Consider the following 17,966-nt stretch of genomic DNA (forward strand, 5'->3'; position numbering starts at 1 on the left):
CAGGCCGTGCTGTTCCACCCCCACACCGCTGGAACAACGAAAGGCCGATCCGTATGAGACGTACGAGAACGAGAACACTGCGCTCCATGCTGTCCGCGCTCCTCGTCACGGGCGCCTGCGCCACGGCCGGATTCGTCCCCGCGTCCGGTGCGAACGCCGCCCCGCAGACAGGGCGCGCACCGGCGTCCGATGGTGTACTCGCCGCCATGCAGCGGGACTTCGGGCTCACCCGGAGCGAGGCCGTCGACCGGCTCGCCACGGAGAAGAAGGCCGCCGCCGTCGAGAAGAAGGCCCGGTCCGCGGCCGGGTCCGGCTACGCGGGCTCCTGGTTCACCCCGCGGGACGGACGCCTGACCGTCGCCGTCGCCGACCCGGGCAGGGCCGCGAAGGTGCGGGCCACCGGTGCGGCCGTCGAGGTCGTCACCCACAGCGCCCGGCGCCTGGACGCGACCAAGAAGCACCTGGACGCCCTCAAGGCCCCGGCGGGCGTGGCCAGTTGGCGCGTCGACTGGAAGGCCAACCAGGTCGTCGTGGAGGTCCTCGGCGACCAGCGTCGCGACAACGATGTCAAGAGCTTCCTGGCGCGGGCGCACCGGGCGGGGCCGGTGTCCGTCCAGGTCACGCACCACAAGCCCGGCACCCTCGCGGCCGGCACGGTCGGCGGGGACCCGTACTACACCGGCAACGTCCGCTGCTCCATCGGGTTCTCCGTGCACGGCGGCTTCGTCACCGCCGGGCACTGCGGCGGGGCGGGCCAGGGCGTCAACGGCTGGGACGGGTCGTTCATCGGCAACTTCCAGGGTTCCTCGTTCCCCGACAACGACTACGCCTGGGTCAACGTCGGCAGCGGGTGGTGGACCGTCCCCGTCGTCCTGGGCTGGGGCACCGTCTCCGATCAGCTCGTGCGCGGCTCGGGCGAGGCCCCGGTCGGCGCCTCCATCTGCCGCTCCGGCTCCACCTCCCACTGGCACTGCGGCACCGTGCTCGCCAAGAATGAGACCGTCAACTACAGCCAGGGCGCTGTCCATCAGATGACCAAGACGAACGCGTGCGCCGAACCCGGCGACTCGGGCGGCTCGTTCATCAGCGGCGACCAGGCGCAGGGCGTCACGTCCGGCGGCTGGGGCAACTGCGGCAGCGGGGGTGAGACCTGGTTCCAGCCGGTCAACGAGATCCTCAACCGCTATGGCCTGACCCTGCACACGGCCTGACGCGCACCGAGGGGCCGGAGGGCTGCCGGGCCGGTGCGGCGGAGGCGACGAGACCGCCGCACCGGTCCACCTCGGTCCGTCCAGCGCCCTGCCGTCATCCCGGGCGCGGGGCCCGGCCGCGCGCCGGACAGGCCCTAACGCCCCGCCGTCGCGAGCGGCGCCGTCAGCAGCTCCTCCATCGCGTCGGCGGCCTCCACGAGCCCCAACGGGTGCCGTGTGCCCGGGATGCGGATGCCGGACCAGCCGGGGCCCGCGAGCAGGACGGTGGGCCGGGTGCGGGCGCCGCGCACGCCCCATTCCATGGACGCCAGCTGCGCGGCGAGGTGCTTCGCGGCGGTACTGCGGCACTGCGACCACAGGATGATGGCCATCGAACCCGTGCGGCGCACCGCCTCGGCCAGGGCCTGGGGCGGCACCGCGGCGCCGAACATCCGCAAGGCCAGGGCGCGTTGGGCCATGACCGCCGCGAGGCACTCCAGGGCGAGCGTGTGCTCCTCGCCCGGCACGCAGGCCAGCAGGGCTACGCCGGAGTCCGGCCGCCTGGCGGAGGCGTCGAGCACGACCCGGCGCAGGGAACTCGACACGTGCCAGGACAGCAGGTGCTCGACTTCTACGTAGGGTTCCCCCTCCGTCTCCCACTTGCGGCCCACCGCATGGAGCGTGGGCATCAGTACGTCGTTCCAGGCGCCGATCACGCCGTAGTCGCCGATCGCCGCGCTCACCAGGTCCTGGATCGCCGGTGCGTCGAGTCGCGTCGCGGCCCTGGACAGGCCCCGGCGTCGGCGCAGGGTCTCCGGGAGCGGGGGCGGCGGAGGGCCCGCAGCGTGGTCGTGCGCGTCCGCGTGGGCGGTGCCGGTGCGAGGCCGCCCGGGAGCGGGGGCCGAGGTCAGGGCCGTACGGGCCGCTTCGGCAGGGGACACCCCGGAGTTGGTCAGACGCCGCATGTGCTCCAGTACGGCGAGGTCGGCGGCGGTCCAGTGCCGGTGCGCACCGCTGTGGCGTGCCGTGGGGCCGATGCCGTAGCGGCTCTGCCAGGAACGAAGGGTGGTCGCCGCCACTCCCAGACGTCGCGCGACCGCGCCGGTGGTGAGGGCGGCGCCGGCCTCGGTGGGATCGGGGCGAGGAGCCATGGCGCACACCATACGACGCATCAACGACGCATGTTGCCGGACGAGTTGGGCTCGTGGACGCTGCGTGTTGCGCCGTGCCTGGCACGGCGTGACGTCGTCTCCTGAGGCTCTGGAACACCCCCCAGTTCCTGAGGCTCCGAGACCCCGAGTCGCGGCCTCAGGAGGGGCGCCGCAGGAGGCGGCCGACGTGAGGTGTGAACGCACTGTCGGTGGTGCGTTCACACCCCGCGCGCCCCTGAACGCCGCGCCGGGCCGCGTCGTCAGCGGGGCAGGTGCGCGGCCCGGTCGAGGAGGCGCCGCCACACCCCGTAACAGGACTCTTCCTCCGTCCGGCTCAGGCCCATGCGGTTGCAGTGCATGTGCAGCAGGCTCCTGACCACGGCGGCACGGTCCGCCTGCGGTTCACCGGTGTGCTCCGGTCCGGCGAGGCGACGTGCCAGCGGCGACGCTGCCGGTCGCCATGCGGCGTCGGCGCCGTCGAGCAGCGAGCGGACCGGGTTGTCCGTGGTGAGCGCGGCCCACAGTCCCGGTCCTGCCGCCCGGTACAGGGAGCCGCCCGCGGTGCGGGGTGCCGCGGCGCGGGCGACGTCGCGCCGCGCGTCGGCCTCGGGGATCAGGTGGGCGCAGAGCCGGTCGACGCTGAGGGCGGCCAGGGTGACCCGCTCGGCGTCCAGGCCCGCGTCCGTGCCTGGGAACGGGACCGGGTCGGTGTGGGGGAGTCCGCTGCCGCCGTCGCGCAGGTGGCGCAGGAGCGGGAGGACGGCCGTGCTGTCGTGCCGGAAGAACTCCTCGGCGTGGGCGATCAGTTCACCGCCCCCGTAGCGCTCGACCTCGCGCCGGTAGCCGACGAAGGAGTGGTCGACGATGTGCCCCTTGGCGGCCATGTCGTAGGCCCAGTCGGTGACTTCGCGCAGCACGTCGGGGCGCGTGGCCTGATCGGGTGCGAAGAAGCGGACGCGCAGGTGCGGAGCCGGATCGGCGTAGCGCACGAAGAACAGGGCGTCCGCACCGCACCACGGGCGGATCCGTTCCGCCACGGTGGGCAGGCCCGCCTCGATGAGCGCGTCGTGGGCATCCGGCTCGGCGTAGAGCTTGACGGTCAGCCAGTCGCTGCCGACTGGCTTGTGCCGCCCGTCCGGCGGCTCGGTGGCGCGAACTCCCGCCGGGCGCACGGCTGTTCCGCCCGGTGTCGGTGCCGGTGCCGGTGCCTGGTCCCGTCCCGCGCGTCGCAGCACGGGCACCACGACCTCGCAGACATACGGCTCGTCGGCGGCGTCCCGCAGAAGGCCCCGCTCGGGGTCGGGCAGCACCTCCTCCAGGAGGAGCCCCTCCTCGGGCGACCGCGCCAGCGAGTCACGCAGTTCGTGCAGGCCGGGTGCGCTGGTGAGATCGAGCAGCAGGGTGTTGTCGAAGCTGACCAGGTTCACCAGGCGCGGCACCATCCACGTCTCGGCCCACACGCCGACGCGGGCGGCGAACTCCCGTACCCCGTCTCCCTGTTGAGGGATCGAGGCGGACGGGGCCGCACTGGGTGGCAGGGTGAGGTCCTGGGGGCGCAGCCGCCACCGCGCGCGGCGCAGCACCAGGTCCCCGCGCTCGACGCGCGGCAGGAACGGCATCGTCCCGGCGAGCTCGCCCCAGTCGAAGGAGGAGACCGGACCCGACTGTGCCGCGGAGACCTCCAGCAGGAACCGGCACGGGTTCGGCGCCCCCAGCCAGTTGAGCAGCGTGCGCTGGGTGACGTGCAGCGGCCGGCCCAGGGAGCGGCTGCGCAGGTGGAGCCGCCCCTCGGCCGCCCCCACGAGCACGTCGTCCAGGCGCAGGACGTGCTCCTCGTCCCGGCCCGGCGCGACGTTGACCGGCAGTTCCCATGTGTGGGCGGCGGGGCGGATCGCGACGTTGGCCTGCCGGGCGTTTCCGGGCAGGTAGGTGAGTTCGGCGCAGACGGTGTCGCCGAGGCTCCGCTCCTCGGCGGCGGCGAGCTCGTGCAGCCCGGCTCGGGCGTCCGGGTCCAGGAGGTCGTGGAAGCGGGCGAACGTCCGGCCGCCCAGCGCCACCCCGAGGTTGTTGCAGACGGCACGCCACCGTTCCTGGCCGGGGCCCGGGGGCACGGGCCGCAGATACAGGTCGAGCGCGGGTGGCGGCGGCCGGTCGCCGTCCGGGGCGGCCGATGCCTCGGCGAGCTCGTCGAGGACGCGGTCGTCGAGCTCGACGCGGGTCTCCCGGCGCGCCAGGGCCGTTGCGGCGAGGCGGGCCAGCACGGCCTCGCGCGCCGACCGTGCCGGAGGGTCCCGGTCGACGCCGGGCAGCGGGAACTCCCGGCGGGGGCAGCGGTATCCGCGCGGCGGACCCAGGCCGGTCTCCGCGGACAGCACCTCGAGCAGCGGGACTTCGGAGAGGTGGCCGTACCGTTCGCTCAACGCGTCGGCGTACGCGGCCAGATGCGGGGGATAGCGCCGCTCACCGCCCACGCGGGCGAGCACCTCCGCCGCCTCCCCGGCCAGCGCGGCCACCGGCCGGGGCAGGACCAGGGGCCCGTCGACGGCGAGGCCGGAGTCGATCTGCAGCGTCGGGCCGCGGTGTCCGCCGAGGGCGAGCGGCAGCGGTCCGTCCGCCGCCTCCAGCAGCTCCGCCACGGGGATCTCGTCGCGGTTGAACGCGTCGATCGCGGCCTCCACGTCGCCGAGCACCCGGGCGGCGGTCGGGTCGGTGACCGCAGGGAGCAGCGAGCGCAGCGGCTCGTCCGCTGTGCGCATCTCCGGGGGAGTGAGAAGGCGGAGGCGGTCGGCCGTGATGAGGATGTCGTTGTCGAGGAGACCGTCCAGCAGGGCGGCGATCCGCTCCGAACCGGCTTGCGGGTAGGCGCCGTTGAGCGTGGCGGCCACGTGGTCGAGCGTCACCGGCGTGCGGGTGAGGTCGAGTACGGTTCGCACCGGGGCGGTCAGGCGCACGCTGACGCTGCGACGGCCGCTCCTGCGCGGGTCGCTCTCACACTCGTGGGCCTGGTCGTGGGTGTGGTGGCCGGGCGTGCCGGGGCCGTCGGGGCGCACGTCGGCCGTGCCGTCCTGTCCGTACGCGTCGGCCAGGGGCAGCCATACGCGGCCGCGGGCCGTATGCAGCAGGTCGTTGCTGCGGATCCGCAGCTGTCCGGGGCGTGTGCGCGGGTGTCCCGGGGCGTGGCGCAGATCGCCCGAGGCCAGCCGCTTGACCAGGTGCATGACCCATCCCGAGTCGGCGCGGGCCCGGGCCCTGCCGATGGCGGACGGGCCCAGGCGCATGCGCTGCCCGTCGCCGAACACGCCCGTGGCCACGCCCGCCACGAGGCCCAGGGGAGTGGCCCGGAAGCTCATCCGGTTCAGATAGCGGCCGAGGCTGCGCACGGCCCGGCGCCGGTCCTTGCCGGTGAGTCCGTCGAACCGGTCCACGGCGTCCGCCAGGTCGGGGGTGGCGACCCGCACGGCATCGGCCACGCCCGGGGCGCCCCACAGCTTCAACAGCCGGTCGGCGTAGTCGTCCTGCCAGGTGTCGGAGGGCCCCGAGCGGCCGGAGCGCCCGGCGGCGTGCTCGGCCACGGGCAGCGAGCTCAACAGGTCGAGCAGGGGGCGGGCGGGCAGAGCGGGCGCTCTGAGGAGGAAGAATCCGCATGCCTGGTAGGAGCCGGCACCCGCATGGTTCACGTCGCCATCACACCCTCGACTGAGACTCGGACCGGGTCAGGAACAGCACCTCGTCCCACGCGGCCGCCTCGGGCGACACGCTGCCCAGCAGCGCGAGCAGGACTCCGGCCGCGCCGGTCAGCAGGCCGGGCCGGTGTTCCGGCCGCTCCGGGACCGGACGGTCGGCGAAGAGATAGGGATGGTCGGGATCCGCGTACGCGCACAGCCGCGACCGCAGTTCGGCACACATCTGCCGCAGCTCCGGAGCCCGGGTGTGCGCGGCGGCCCGGCCGCAGATGGCCAGCAGCCCCGCCAGCCCGTGGCACACCGTGGGGGAGAAGAGGCGCTGCTGCTCTGCGGGCGCGCGACGGACGCCGAGCAGCGCGGCCGCCGCCAGGTCCGCCGCGCCGCCCGGTGTCCCGCACGCCGCCGACGCCTTGGCGGCCGACAGCAAGGACGCGGCGATGCCGGGCGCGCCGTAGCACCACGCGGCCCGAGCCGGTTCCTGTGCGGCGCCGGTGTCGGGCAGGCCGGTGGCCGGGTCGGGCGGGACGAGGGCGGCCCAGGCCGGGTCGTCGTGGCCGTCGAGGCGCCATGCGTCGATCTGCCGTACGAGAGCGTCGATCCGCTGTCGCACCCGGCGCGCCCGGGCATCGCCTCGTCCGTCCCGGCCCACGACGCCGTGGCTGCGGGCGAGGTCGGCGCGGCACAGGGCGGCGAGAACGCCCGGCGGTCCATGGGCGAACCCGAGGTTGAAGTGGCCCTCGGGGAAGGTCTCCGCGTACCACCGCCCGGTCGCCGTCTCGGCTCCGGTGCCGAGGGCGGTGGGGTAACTGGCCGCTGTGCACACCCACTTGGGCACGCCGTCGCCGTTGACGCCGCTGCTGCCGTCGGCGTGGGTCAGCGCCAGGAGGTAGTCGACCAGGTCGTCGATCGCCTCGCGCGTGGCACCCGTCGCGGGGCGGCCCAGGACCTCCGCCGCCTTGAGCAGCGCTGCCAGGCGGCCCGCCGCACCCTCCAGGACGTCGTAGTCGTACGGGGCGACGCTTCCGGCCGACAACGGGTGCCTCAGGGCCAGGGACTGGCGGGCGAGCTGGTCGGTCATGGTGGTGAGGGTGGGGAGATAGCGCGATTCCCGGCGGGCGTACTCCGCCACCACCCAGACGATCCCGGCGGTTCCGCTGTAAAGCCCTGCCGAGGTAAGGGGAGTGGTGGCGGTCGCCTCGGCGGTGCGGCGCAATTGGAGCTGACCGGCGCGCAGACAGCCGTCGTCGTCGAATAGTTCAGCCGCGTGGAGGAGAGCGAGTGCGATGCCCGGAGCGCCCTCGCCCAGATCCGGTGACGCGGTCCCGGTCCCCGCCGATGCCACCAGCCGCTCGGCTGTGTCGCGCGCCAGTGCCCGAGCCTCGTCATCGCTCACCGTTCGCGCGCCACGAGACTCCACCAATGAACTCCCCTCCGGCCCCGGCAAGGAAAAGACGGCGGCCACCCGGAGGGCTCGCGGGTTTCGAGGATGCGAAACCGCGACGCCCTCCGTGGCGGCCGCCTCCGCGTCACGGACCCGGCGTCAGCCGCACGCGGCCCCGGGACACGAGGCCCTGGACGTGCCCGCCCCGCAATTCGGCTCCAGCGTCACCAACGCGGCGCCGTCAGCGGGGTTTTCCGTGTACCGGACGCGCAGGTCGAGAGCGAATTCGTCGGCTGCTTCGAATGGTTCGTTCATGTTGTTCCCTCCGACGCTTGGGGGTGCCATGCATCGCCAGGCTAGGAGGGGGTGCGCGCCGTTCGCTATTGCCCAAAAGGGCAACCGTCAGGCGGTGGCGGGCCGCAGGCGGACGGGCAGGGTCTGGTGACCGTTGCTGATCAGGGAGCCGACGGGCGTCAAATCCTCGGCGGGCACGGCGAGTTCCAGCCGCGGGAACCGCTCGAAGAGCAGGCGCAGGGCCGTGATGACCTCGAGGCGGGCGAGCGGAGCTCCCAGGCAGAAGTGGACGCCGTGGCCGAAGGCCAGATGGTCCTTGACGGTCCGGGTGATGTCGAAGTCGTCGGCGGTCTCGCCGTGCCAGTCGGGGTGGCGGTTGGCTGCCGCGTAGGAGGCGAGGATCGCCTCGCCCTGGGCGATGGTCTGGCCGTCGGGCAGCACGATGTCGGTGACCGCGTACCGCAGCGGCAGGTGCTTGACCGCCGGTTCGAGCCGCAGGGTCTCCTCCACGGCGTCGCTCCAGTCGGCCTGCCCCGACTGCAGGAGCGCGAGCTGGTCGGGGTGGGCGAGCAGTTGCGTGATCGCCTGATCGATGACGTTGACCGTGGTCTCGTAACCGGCGCTGATCATCAGGAGCAGGGTGTCGCGGAGTTCGTCCTCCGACAGTCCGCCCTTGTCGTCCTCGTCGCGCGTGGAGATCAGCAGCGAGGTCATGTCGTCGCCGGGCTCGGCGCGTTTGGCGGCGATGAGCTCGTGGAGGACCTCGTACACCGCCTTGGTGTTGGCCTCGGACTGCTCGGCGGTCAGGGTGGTGGAGAAGATGTTGTCGACGAGCACGCGGAAGTCGTCCTGCTGCTCGGCCGGCACGCCCATCAGCCGGCAGATGACCGCGATCGGCAGCGGGTAGGCGAGGTGCTCGCGCAGGTCGGCGATCTCGCCGGGCGGGAGCGCGTCCAGGCGGTCGAGGATGTCCGTGACGACCGTGTCTATGCTCTCCGTCAGCGCGGTGACGCGGCGGTGGCTGAACGCGGGCGCGATCATGCGCCGCAGGCGCCGGTGGTCCGAGCCGTAGGCGGTGAACATGTTCTCCACCGCGACCCACAGGGCCAGCGGCCACCGCTGGACCACCTCGCCGAACTCCGGCCAGTGCGCGCGGGCGTCCTTGGAGACGTTCGGGCTGGTCAGCAGCTCCTTGAGGAGAGCGGGGTCGGAGACCGACCAGGCGGTCACGCCGAGCACGTCGACGCGGACGGCCTGGCCGTGCGCGCGCAACTGCCGGTGCTCCTCGTGCAGTTGGGCCCCGGAGGGGTCGAGAACGATCGGCTTCGTGGGCAGGGCCATGGGGCGAGTCCCTTCAGACGGATGCGGCGGCGGGGAACTGGACGGGCAGGGCGGTCAGCGCCCGGTGGAACGGCCCGGGGCGCCAGACCAGGTCCTCGGCTGCGGTGGCGAGGTCCATCTCGGGCAGCGCGTCGAGCAGGTGCGTGATGGCCGTCTCGGCGATGAGATAGGCGTGCGGACGCGCGGGGCAGGCGTGCGGGCCCGTGCTCCACGACAGGTGGGCGCGGTTGCTCGCGGTGCGCTGGTCGCCGAGGGCGGGGTCGTTGTTGCAGGCCGTCATCGAGATGAGAACCGGCTGGTGCGCGGGCAGCAGGAACCCGTCGACGTCGACGGGGTGCGGCGGGTAGCTGATGCAGAAGTTCGCCAGCGGCGGGTCGGTGTAGAGCACCGAGTCGAGCGCCTCGCGGACCGAGGAGCCGCCCGCGTGCAGGTCACCGGAGAACTGGTCGTCGGTGAGGATCCGCAGCACGGTGTTGGTGATGAGGTTGGTCAGCGGCTCGATGCCGGCGCCGTAGAGCGTGACGAGCTGGTGGAGCATCTCCATGTCGTCCAGGCCCGAGGAGTGGGCGAGGAGCCGGGAGGTGATGTCGTCGCCCGGCTGCCGCCGGCGCAGGGCCACCAGATCAGCGACGGCCTCGGTGAGGAGCTGGTTGCCGCTGGCGGCGTCCACGCCCTCGAAGATCTTGGCCATGCCGTCGGCGATGCGCTGCCCCACCTCGTCCGGGCAGCCGAGCAGGGCGCTCAGCACGCGGAAGGCGATGGGCCAGGCGTACTGGGTCAGCAGGTCGGCGCCCTCGGCCTCGCGGAACTCGGCGATCGTGGTGTCGGCGACCTGCTCGACCAGCGTGCGCAGCTCGTGCTGGTCGACGCCGTCGATCGCCGCGGTGTTCGCGGACCGGTAGCGGGTGTGCGCGGGTCCTGCCGAGCGCAGCGCGTTGGGACGGCTCTCCATCATCGGGCGGACCGGGCAGGTCTCCGGGACGGACTGCTCCCACACCCTGGGGTCGGCCGGGAACCGCAGCGGATCGTTGAGGATGCGCCGGGCCTGGGCGTAGCCGATGACGAGGGTCGCCGGGACGTCCGGTATGAGGTCCACGGGGACGAACGGCCCGAACTCCTTCCGCATCCGCTCGTACGCGGCGTGCGGGTCGGCCGCGAACTCGGCTGCGTGCAGGGCGATCCGGCGCTCGGGGGCCGCGTCGGGCGGGGTCGGGCTGGTCACGGGCGGGGCTCCAAAGCGGGTGCGTTCAGGTCGGACAGGTATTCGCAGAGAGTGATCAGGGCCAGCACGCTGGAGGTGCCCTCGCGCGCGTCGCACGTGGTCAGCGGCGTGTGCGGGTCCAGGTCGAGGGCCTGGCGGATCTCGTCCAGGTCGTAGCGCGGGGCGCCGTCGAAGAGGTTGACCGCCACGGCGTACGGGGTGCCCTGCTCCTCGTGCAGCGCGAGGATCTCGAAGGACGCCTCGAGGTTGCGGGTGTCGACCAGGACGAGGGCCCCCAGAGCGCCCTCGGTCAGCCCCGCCCACATGGGGCGGAAGCGGCCCTGGCCGGGGGTGCCGAACAGATACAGCACCAGGGCGTCGCTCAGGTGCAGCCTGCCGAAGTCCATGCCGACGGTCGTGGTGGTCTTGCGCGGCGTGCGCGCCAGGTCGTCCACCCCGGCGCTGGCCTGGGTGATCCGCTCCTCCATCCGCAGCGGCGGGATCTGGGAGACGCTGCCCACGAACGTCGTCTTGCCGACGGCGAAGCTCCCCGAGATCACGATCTTCGCGGACCGGGTCACGCCGGGTGGCACATAGATGAGGCCGTCAGACGAGGGCGCGGAGACCACGCAGTACCTCCTGGAGCAGATCGGTTTGGGGTTCGTCGTCGCGGGCGGCGACGGGGCGGGTCAGCAGGCCCGCGTCGATGAGGGAGGAGACGAGGATGCGCACGGTGGAGGGAGGGAACTCCAGGGCGGCCGCGATGTCGGCGACCGCGAGGCCGCCGCCGTCGGCACGGGCGAACAGACCCATCACCCGCCGGGCGTCGGCGCCGAGGCCCTCTGTCGAGCCGCTCGCGGCGAGCACCACGGTCTCCAGGCGCACCTCCGGGTCCGCGCGAACTCGCCCGTCGGTACGGACATAGGGTCTGACCAGGTCCGGGTCTCGCCGCGGCCCGCTCATGCCGTCGCTGTGCCCTGTTCGGAAGGCTGCCGCGGGGCGACCTTCATCTCATGACCCACCCGCTGGGCCAGCTCCAGCATGTGATGGGTGATCAGGCCGATGTCAGCGTCGGGGCCGGTCGTCTGCACCGACAGCATCGTGTTGCCGCCCGCCTGCGTGATCAGCCCCACGTGGTTGGTCAGCTCGATCAGGGCCTGCCGGGTGCCCCCGCCGCCCGTCTCCTCGTCATAGGCGAGCGCCGCCGCACGGACGGCCGCGGTGATCGCCGCGAACTTCTCCGCCTCGTCCTGGCCGATGTCGGACGTCCGCGAGTGCAGCAGCCCGTCGGAGCTCATCAGCACCGCGTGCCGGACGCCGTCGAGAGAGCCCAGTGAACGGTCCAGCAGCCAGCCAAGTTCGTTGCCGGTGGTCACGGTCAGGCTCCTTCGTGCGTGGTGGTCGGGTCTTGGGTGCGTGCGCTGCGCGTCCCCTTCGCCCAGGCGGCGGCGATGGCGGGCCGACCCGGCGCCGCCTGGCCCTCGGACGGCGCCGCCGGAGTGCTCGCGGCCGGAGTCCGCCGCGAGCGGACGGTCAGGCCGCTGGCGGTGGTGCGCTGGGGGGCGACCGGCTCGGCGACGGGCTCGGCCGCCGGCGCGGGGGCGGGGGCAGGCGGCGGGACCGCGGCGGTCAGCAGGCCCTTGGGGATGAACATGTAGACGCGCGTTCCGCCGAAGGGGTTGGGGGCCTCCAGGTCGATCCGGAAGCCGTAGTCGTGGGACAGCGCCGCGGCCGCCCGCAGCCCGGTCTGGGGGTGCGCGCCGAGCTGGTTGATGTCGTCGCGCTGCTCGCCCGTCAGGATCCTGCGGGCCCAGGCCAGTTGCTCCTCGTTCATGCGCAGACCGGCGTCGTCCACGATGACCGAGACCCCGTGATGGCCCTCCTGGAAGGCCACATGCACCCGCGCCGACGAGGGGGAGTAGCGCACCGCGTTGTCCAGGAGCACCGCGAGGGCGTGCACGACGGGCCCGACCGCCCGGCTCGTGATCGTGACGTCGAGCTCCTGGTGCTCGACCCGCTCGTACTCCTCGATGCTGCCCATGGCCGCCCGCACCACGTCGGTCATCGGGGTGGCGGGCCAGCGCCGCGACAGCTTGCCGCCGGAGAGGACCACATAGTTCTGGGCGACCAACAGCATCTGCTGCGTGGGGTGATCGATGCCGACCAGCGTCTCGTACGCCTCGTCGCCCTCGTGCCGCCGCACGCCCTGGCTGACGCGCTGGCTCAGCTTCGAGGCCATGCCCACCATCGCGGAGGAGACGGCGCGCACCGCCGCCCGGCTGGACGCCTCGGCGCTCTCCCGGGCGCGGGCGACGTCGCCCTGCGCGGCCTCGTGGGCCTCGGCGAGCTGGAGCCCCGCACTGGTCTGCGCGTCGTACTGCACCTTGCGCACCGTGTGCGCCGCGGAGCCGGCGAGTTCGGTCAGGCGCTGCGCGAGCACGGTGTTGACCAGCGCCTCGGGCAGTTGGATGTCGACGCCGTGGCCGTCGCCCTCGCGCTCCGCCGCGGCGCCGAGACGGGGGATCACGGCGTCGGCGAGCTGCACCAGCACGGCCTCGGTGGCGCGCTGCTGTCTGGCGATCTCCTCGGCCTGCTCCCGGAGACGGGCGCTGGTGGTGCGCTCACCTCGGAACTGGTCCCAGAATCGCCAGGCCGCGCCGCCGGCGGCCAGGGCCAGAACTGAAGGCACCACGGAGGTTGCCTGTATCAGGTCTGTCATCACGTCCTCTACGGGTTCAAAGGGGGAGAGGCGGCCACCCGGCGCACGCGATCGGCCAAGGGGGAAGTGGCCGGGCCGAAGGGATCGCCGTGCTGGGGGCGGGGGCCACCTACGGAGCGGGCCATGGGAGTTGACGGGCAACCGGGTATCTCACCGAACTCATCAGCACTTCCTGGTATCTCTCAGTCGCGGCAATCGTCCCATGGCACGCGTTTCGGCCAACTAGCGGCTAATAGTCGCCAGTTGGCCGTCGCAGGTAAACGATATCTTGTCGTGTCCATCGTTTGTTGTGCCAGATCCCCCGCAGCCAGACCTGATGGCCGCTGATGCCCCCTCGGCCCTGCCCGAAGAGGTCATAAGCCGCCTCGGGGGCGTCCCCCGGCATGCCGCCCTAAGACACACCGTATACGGACGCTACTGGTTGACCCAGTTTGGGCACCTGTTCATGCCGTCGCAGTATGCGGTGATGACACCGATCCGCTGGCCCGCCCCCGCGTCGTACTGCCTGTCCGAGGTCCTGCGCGCGTACTGGACAATGGCGATGACTTTTATGTGGCGTCCCTCGCCGACCACGAATCCCTCATAGGTCAGGCGGGCGCCGTCCTTTGCCACCGGGCTGTTCTTGAGTGCGGTATTGACGACCGAGCACTTCTTGATGTTGTGCGGTCCGGAGAAATGCCTCCAGCCGAGTGCGCCATTGCCCACGCGGGTGGGGATGACACGGTTGTCCGGGTCCTCCCGCTGGCACTTGACGGACTTGTCCCAGGCCGGCGCGGCCTGTACGGGAGTTGTGGCGCCCGCGAACAGAACGGTCGCGCCGAAAGTCGCTGCGGCGAGCGATAAAGCAGCCCTCTTCAATGTTCCTCCACTGCACGGAAAGTGACGGCAGGTCACCACGAATGAGGCGCCCTGGACGGCGAATTCAGCCCGACTGGACTCCGCTGTGCGGTCCGACGCCGACCACGCAGGGGCCGGCCTGCAGCCGTTGCGTCGGATTCCCCGGCTTCTTGTAGATCCAGTTCGAGGCCATGTCCGGCTGCCGGACGCAGTCGGCGATCAGCCGCACCTGGCCGCTGTAGACGCGGCACCACGTGTACGCGTAGCTGTCGGTGGTGTGGATCCGCGGGCACTCGTACGACGCGCCCGCCGACGCGACGAGCGTCACACCGCCGCCGAGACCGCGTGCTGTCGTGGGCGCCGCGGCAGCGGACGACAGCGGAATCAGCGCGACTCCGGCGGCCAGGGCGGCCGCGACGGCCGTCACCTTGGACCGTGCGCTCAACTTGATGCGAGCCATGGACGTACCCCCACGTCGGTTGGGTGTCTGCTTCGCCGAGGAGCATCACGAGGGCGCTGCGGCACACACAACCGTCCGCCCCTGTCCCGGACACGGCCGCGGTGTCCCGCCTGCTCACCGAGGCGGCTCACGGGTGTCCGGGACAGGGGCCCGACCCCGGCTACGGACCGGCCGGGGCCAACACCGGCTTGATCCGGAAGAGTTCACCGCCCGACTGCCCGATGAGGCCGTGGCCGTAGGGCATCAGCTCGGGGGCGATCCCGGCTTCCACCGGGCGCTCCGGCAGCCGGACCTGACCGCGCCAGCGGACCACCCCGCTGTCCAGGTCGAGACCGACCAACTGGCCCGAAGGAGACAGGTAGTAGGCCATGCGGGCGGACAGGTCCACGGCCGCGGCGGACGGCAGCTCCCGCAGGCCGGAGCCGCGCTGCTCCTCGCGCAGCGTCAGCCCGAGGTGGCGCGACCACAGCCGTCGGCCGTCCCTGGCCGAGTACGCGACGACCTCGTCGCCCCGGCGCGGCGTCAGGATCTTGCCGTCCGCGACCACGCCCGTCGGCAGGCTGTCGATGCGGTGCTGGGTCGTCGCCCCGGAGCGGGTGTCGACGCGGTACAAGGTGGCGGGGCCGGGAGAAGTGGGGGACTTCGGCTTGCCGGTGGGAGCGGCCAGCAGCACCGTGTCACCGTCCGTGCCGACGGAGGCGGTCGGGCCCTTGACAGTGGCGACCGTCCGCGGGGTGCCGGTGCCGGGGTCGAGCCGGACGACGGTGCTGCGCTGCGGCGCCTTCTCGCTGTCGGGCGAGCACAGCAGGTACGGGACGCCGCCGATCGCCGTCCGCTCGCAGTCGGCCTTCTTCCACTTGTACGTCCACAGCGTCCGGCCCGTCTTCGCGTCCAGCGCGGCCACGCTCTTGAACGTCGGGGTGTTGGCGAGGATCCCGCCGTCGAAGAGCACGGCCGAGGACCGGCCCCGGCTGTCGTCGGCCATCTTGTGCTTCCACAGCACCTTCTGACGGGCCATGTCGAGGGCGACGAGGTCCGTCCCGGGGGTACCGGCCCCGGGCGCGTGGTCGGCGAAGGTGTAGAGCACTCCGTCGCGGACACCGGGCACCGATCCGGCCGGGGTGCGGCCCCCGTGGGCGTCCGCGGACCTGCGCTGCCAGGTGACCTTTCCCGTACGGGCGTTCACGCCCACGGCATCGTGCTCCGGCCCCCGGCAGTAGACGCCGCCCGAGCCGGTGGCGCAGGCGTCCCAGGAGGCGCCGGGCAACGTCGTCCGCCACAGCAGCTTGCTGTGCGTGCTCAGGCGCGAGGCCGGCTGCGCCCCGTCGTCGCCGCCCGCCCCGGTGGTGAGCACCGCGCCGACCGTGATCCCGGCGAGACCGAGAGCAGCCCCGGCCACGCGGGCGAGGTTCCGCCGCCGACGGCGCCGCACGAGACGGTCGGCGATGCCCGCCGGAGCACCGGAGGAGCCGGCGGCGTCGGGGGAGTCGGGGGTCCAGTTCTGCAGGACGTCGCGGAGCGTGCGGTCCAGCTGATCGGGGTGGTCGGTGTTCACGTGTGTGCTCCCCTCGGCGCGGGACCGCGCATGGTGGTGGTCGTGGCCAGTTCCGCCGGAGCGCCCAACTCCGGTGCGAGGCGGCGCAACCGGGCCAGTGACCGGTGCGTGGTACTGCGGACGGTGCCCACCGAGCAGCCGAGGACCCGCGCCACCTCCGTCTCGGACAGGTCCTCGAAGTAGCGCAGCACCAGCACCGTGCGCTGGCGCGGGGTCAGCCGGGCGAGCGCCTGGCCCACGGCGATGCGCAGGTCCGCCGCAGAGGTGCCGTCGGACACGCCGAGCCCCTCCGGCGGTGCGGCGAACGTCGGCTCACGGTGCGGCCGGCGCAGCCGCCACCGGCTGATCTGCTGCCGGTACATCACCTTGCGTACGTAGCTCTCCGGGTCCTCGACATGCCGCCAGCGCCCCAGCGCCTTCATCAGAGCGCTCTGCAGCAGATCCTCGGCCTCGTGCCGGTCGCCGCCGGTGAGCAGGTTCGCCAGGCGCAGCAAGGCGCTCCATCTGGTGTCGACGAAGTCCCGGAATCTGTCATGGTCCTGCGGGTCCATGGGCCCCCTCCTGTTTCTCAACGCCCCCAAGGACGCGCGGACCCGCGGCAATCTATGCCTCGTACGTGAAACGCGCTTGCGGCGACCGGGAAGCCGGTCGCCGCAAGCGCGTCTGTCGTGCCAGCGGGTGGGTTCAGGTGCGGCTGCCGTCCGAGCGGCCGAAGAGCTCGATCTCCGCGATGGCCACCTGCTTCTTGTCGTTCGCGGCGTGGGCCGACTCGATGGTGAAGCGGACCTTGGTGACCTCGCCCACGCGGAAGTCGCGGCGCTGCGGGCCCGCGCCCGGGTCCAGGGACAGCTCGCGGTTCGCGGTCGAGCCGTCCTTCTTCGTGACCGTGGCCTTCACGCGGTGCGGCAGGGCGGACTTGCCGATCTGGTCCGCACGGGTCGACGTGCCCGGCGTGATGATGACGTCGAGCAGCCGGGTCGGCCGGACGAAGCTCAGCTCGAGCCACTCGCCCTGGCCCGACTGCACGACCCCCGGGCCCCACCAGGTGTTGTTGAGCTTGTCGATGGCCAGCTTGGCCGGGTGGCCCTCGTAGGAGCGCGAGGCACGGATCCCGTCGGGCTCGACCGGCGCGCGCTTGGCGAAGTGGTCGCGCGTGGCCTGGATGCCGTCGGGGAGGTTCACCGCGGCGAAGATGAGCAGCGTCACGACGATGGCCCAGGTGATCCAGGTGCCGATGTGGTCGAACACCCGGCGCAGCCGCGGGCGTTCACCCGCCCAGGGCGTCTGGTTGCGGCCGGGGCCCATGAGCCGGCGCCACCAGGGCAGCGGCGCGGGCGTCTGGTCCTCCGTCTCGGCCAGCGGCATCGCGCAGCGGGCGCAGAAGTGCCGGTCGGGGCGGTTGGGGGTGGAGCACCACGGGCACGGCAGGCCGTTGCCGGGCCCCTGCTGCGGTCCGGGCACGCGCACCTGCGGGCGCTCGGTGTCGGGCCGGCCGGGCAGGACCGGACTCACGGCCGGGGGCGGCGGGGCGGCCGTCGGCTCGGAGACGGGCACCAGCAGGGAGCGGACGGTCTCCGGGCCGGGGGTGTACGGGGGCGGCGGATCGCTGGGCACCGGGTCGTTGGGCGCCGTGTCCGTCATGTCCGGGTCGTTGGCGGGGGGTTGAGCGGGTCGCGCGGTGGCCGGGGGCTCCGGGGGCGCGTCCGTGTGGGGGCGGCGGGGCAGGCCGGAGTCGGTGGCGCGCGGCTCGGCCGCCGGGCTGGGCACCGGGCCGGTGGCGGGCGGGGCCGGGGCGGCGCCATCGGGCTCGGCGGGCGCCGATGGCGTCGTACGGGCCGGGCGGGCGAAGGCGTCCCAGCCCGGGCCGGGTTCGGCCCCCGCCCCGGAAGCAGCCCCCGACCCGGAAGCGGACCCGGAGTCGGCCCGGGCACCCGAGCCCGCGGCCGACGCCGCCCCCGAGCGCGCCCCGGCCGTGTTCCAGCTGAGGACGGCACCGCAGGCGTCGCAGAACGACTGACCGGGTTCCACGCGGGCGTCGCACTCGGTGCAGTTCTGCGTGGTCATGACTCGAGGGTCCTTTCGGCGGCGGTGACGGTGACGGAGTAGGGCATGTGGGCGGGGCGGGCGGCGGCCACCAGCGCGTCGAGGCCCGCC

At 73.1% G+C, this 17,966-nt stretch carries 15 protein-coding genes and 1 pseudogene; 1 reads left to right on the forward strand and 15 read right to left on the reverse strand.

Annotated elements, in window-relative coordinates; all coding sequences use genetic code 11:
• Positions 1–53: 53 nt before the first annotated feature.
• On the forward strand, positions 54–1,211 hold the full coding sequence (locus ACQB60_RS20850) for a S1 family peptidase (RefSeq protein ID WP_496927520.1): 1,158 nt from the start codon (positions 54–56) through the stop codon (positions 1,209–1,211).
• Positions 1,212–1,345: 134 nt separating this feature from the next.
• Here the strand turns inward: ACQB60_RS20850 and ACQB60_RS20855 are convergent, their stop codons facing one another.
• From ACQB60_RS20855 to ACQB60_RS20925, 15 genes and pseudogenes are all read right to left on the reverse strand, one after another.
• The gene (locus ACQB60_RS20855; RefSeq protein ID WP_496927521.1) at positions 1,346–2,341 is read right to left on the reverse strand and encodes a MerR family transcriptional regulator; all 996 of its coding nucleotides are present in this window, start codon (positions 2,339–2,341) and stop codon (positions 1,346–1,348) included.
• A gap of 260 nt (positions 2,342–2,601) precedes the next feature.
• A complete protein-coding gene (locus ACQB60_RS20860) occupies positions 2,602–6,018 on the reverse strand; it encodes a lantibiotic dehydratase (protein ID WP_496927522.1) in 3,417 nt (1,138 codons plus the stop codon).
• A 7-nt stretch (positions 6,019–6,025) separates the two neighbouring features.
• Positions 6,026–7,417 carry a lanthionine synthetase C family protein gene (locus ACQB60_RS20865; RefSeq protein WP_496927523.1) on the reverse strand — a complete coding sequence of 464 codons (1,392 nt, stop codon included), beginning with the start codon at positions 7,415–7,417 and terminating at the stop codon, positions 6,026–6,028.
• Between the two features lie 390 nt (positions 7,418–7,807).
• Positions 7,808–9,040, reverse strand: coding sequence for a cytochrome P450 family protein (locus tag ACQB60_RS20870; protein WP_496927524.1), 1,233 nt, complete (start codon positions 9,038–9,040; stop codon positions 7,808–7,810).
• A 13-nt stretch (positions 9,041–9,053) separates the two neighbouring features.
• Entirely contained in the window at positions 9,054–10,262 is a 1,209-nt protein-coding gene (locus tag ACQB60_RS20875; protein WP_496927525.1) for a cytochrome P450, read from the reverse strand.
• Positions 10,259–10,870, reverse strand: coding sequence for a GTP-binding protein (locus ACQB60_RS20880; RefSeq protein WP_496927526.1), 612 nt, complete (start codon positions 10,868–10,870; stop codon positions 10,259–10,261). Before ACQB60_RS20880 ends, ACQB60_RS20875 begins: the two co-directional genes overlap by 4 nt.
• Positions 10,848–11,204, reverse strand: coding sequence for a DUF742 domain-containing protein (locus ACQB60_RS20885; protein ID WP_496927527.1), 357 nt, complete (start codon positions 11,202–11,204; stop codon positions 10,848–10,850). Before ACQB60_RS20885 ends, ACQB60_RS20880 begins: the two co-directional genes overlap by 23 nt.
• Positions 11,201–11,617, reverse strand: a complete 417-nt coding sequence (locus ACQB60_RS20890) for a roadblock/LC7 domain-containing protein (protein ID WP_384841165.1) — start codon at positions 11,615–11,617, stop codon at positions 11,201–11,203. Before ACQB60_RS20890 ends, ACQB60_RS20885 begins: the two co-directional genes overlap by 4 nt.
• A 2-nt stretch (positions 11,618–11,619) precedes the next feature.
• Positions 11,620–12,960: an ATP-binding protein gene (locus ACQB60_RS20895; RefSeq protein WP_496927528.1), complete on the reverse strand. Its 1,341-nt coding sequence runs from the start codon at positions 12,958–12,960 to the stop codon at positions 11,620–11,622.
• A 414-nt stretch (positions 12,961–13,374) separates the two neighbouring features.
• Positions 13,375–13,818, reverse strand: a complete 444-nt coding sequence (locus ACQB60_RS20900) for a hypothetical protein (RefSeq protein WP_496927529.1) — start codon at positions 13,816–13,818, stop codon at positions 13,375–13,377.
• A 64-nt stretch (positions 13,819–13,882) separates the two neighbouring features.
• On the reverse strand, positions 13,883–14,257 hold the full coding sequence (locus ACQB60_RS20905; protein WP_496927530.1) for a hypothetical protein: 375 nt from the start codon (positions 14,255–14,257) through the stop codon (positions 13,883–13,885).
• A gap of 160 nt (positions 14,258–14,417) precedes the next feature.
• Complete coding sequence (locus tag ACQB60_RS20910; RefSeq protein ID WP_496927531.1) at positions 14,418–15,812, reverse strand: outer membrane protein assembly factor BamB family protein; 1,395 nt, start codon at positions 15,810–15,812, stop codon at positions 14,418–14,420.
• On the reverse strand, positions 15,809–16,363 hold the full coding sequence (locus ACQB60_RS20915) for a SigE family RNA polymerase sigma factor (protein WP_496927532.1): 555 nt from the start codon (positions 16,361–16,363) through the stop codon (positions 15,809–15,811). Before ACQB60_RS20915 ends, ACQB60_RS20910 begins: the two co-directional genes overlap by 4 nt.
• A gap of 133 nt (positions 16,364–16,496) precedes the next feature.
• Positions 16,497–17,876, reverse strand: coding sequence for an NADase-type glycan-binding domain-containing protein (locus ACQB60_RS20920; protein ID WP_496927533.1), 1,380 nt, complete (start codon positions 17,874–17,876; stop codon positions 16,497–16,499).
• A pseudogene (locus ACQB60_RS20925) lies at positions 17,873–17,966 on the reverse strand (phage tail protein); the annotation flags it as partial. The gene ACQB60_RS20920 and the pseudogene ACQB60_RS20925, both read right to left, overlap by 4 nt.

The organism is Streptomyces odontotermitis (genome assembly GCF_050510915.1).
Lineage (GTDB): Bacteria > Actinomycetota > Actinomycetes > Streptomycetales > Streptomycetaceae > Streptomyces.

Coding starts and splice junctions, on each gene's coding strand:
- ACQB60_RS20850 (WP_496927520.1), top strand. CDS start 54: ATGAGACGTACGAGAACGAGAACACTGCGCTCCATGCTGTCCGCGCTC.
- ACQB60_RS20855 (WP_496927521.1), bottom strand. CDS start 2,341: ATGGCTCCTCGCCCCGATCCCACCGAGGCCGGCGCCGCCCTCACCACC.
- ACQB60_RS20870 (WP_496927524.1), bottom strand. CDS start 9,040: ATGGCCCTGCCCACGAAGCCGATCGTTCTCGACCCCTCCGGGGCCCAA.
- ACQB60_RS20885 (WP_496927527.1), bottom strand. CDS start 11,204: ATGAGCGGGCCGCGGCGAGACCCGGACCTGGTCAGACCCTATGTCCGT.
- ACQB60_RS20895 (WP_496927528.1), bottom strand. CDS start 12,960: ATGACAGACCTGATACAGGCAACCTCCGTGGTGCCTTCAGTTCTGGCC.
- ACQB60_RS20905 (WP_496927530.1), bottom strand. CDS start 14,257: ATGGCTCGCATCAAGTTGAGCGCACGGTCCAAGGTGACGGCCGTCGCG.
- ACQB60_RS20915 (WP_496927532.1), bottom strand. CDS start 16,363: ATGGACCCGCAGGACCATGACAGATTCCGGGACTTCGTCGACACCAGA.
- ACQB60_RS20920 (WP_496927533.1), bottom strand. CDS start 17,876: ATGACCACGCAGAACTGCACCGAGTGCGACGCCCGCGTGGAACCCGGT.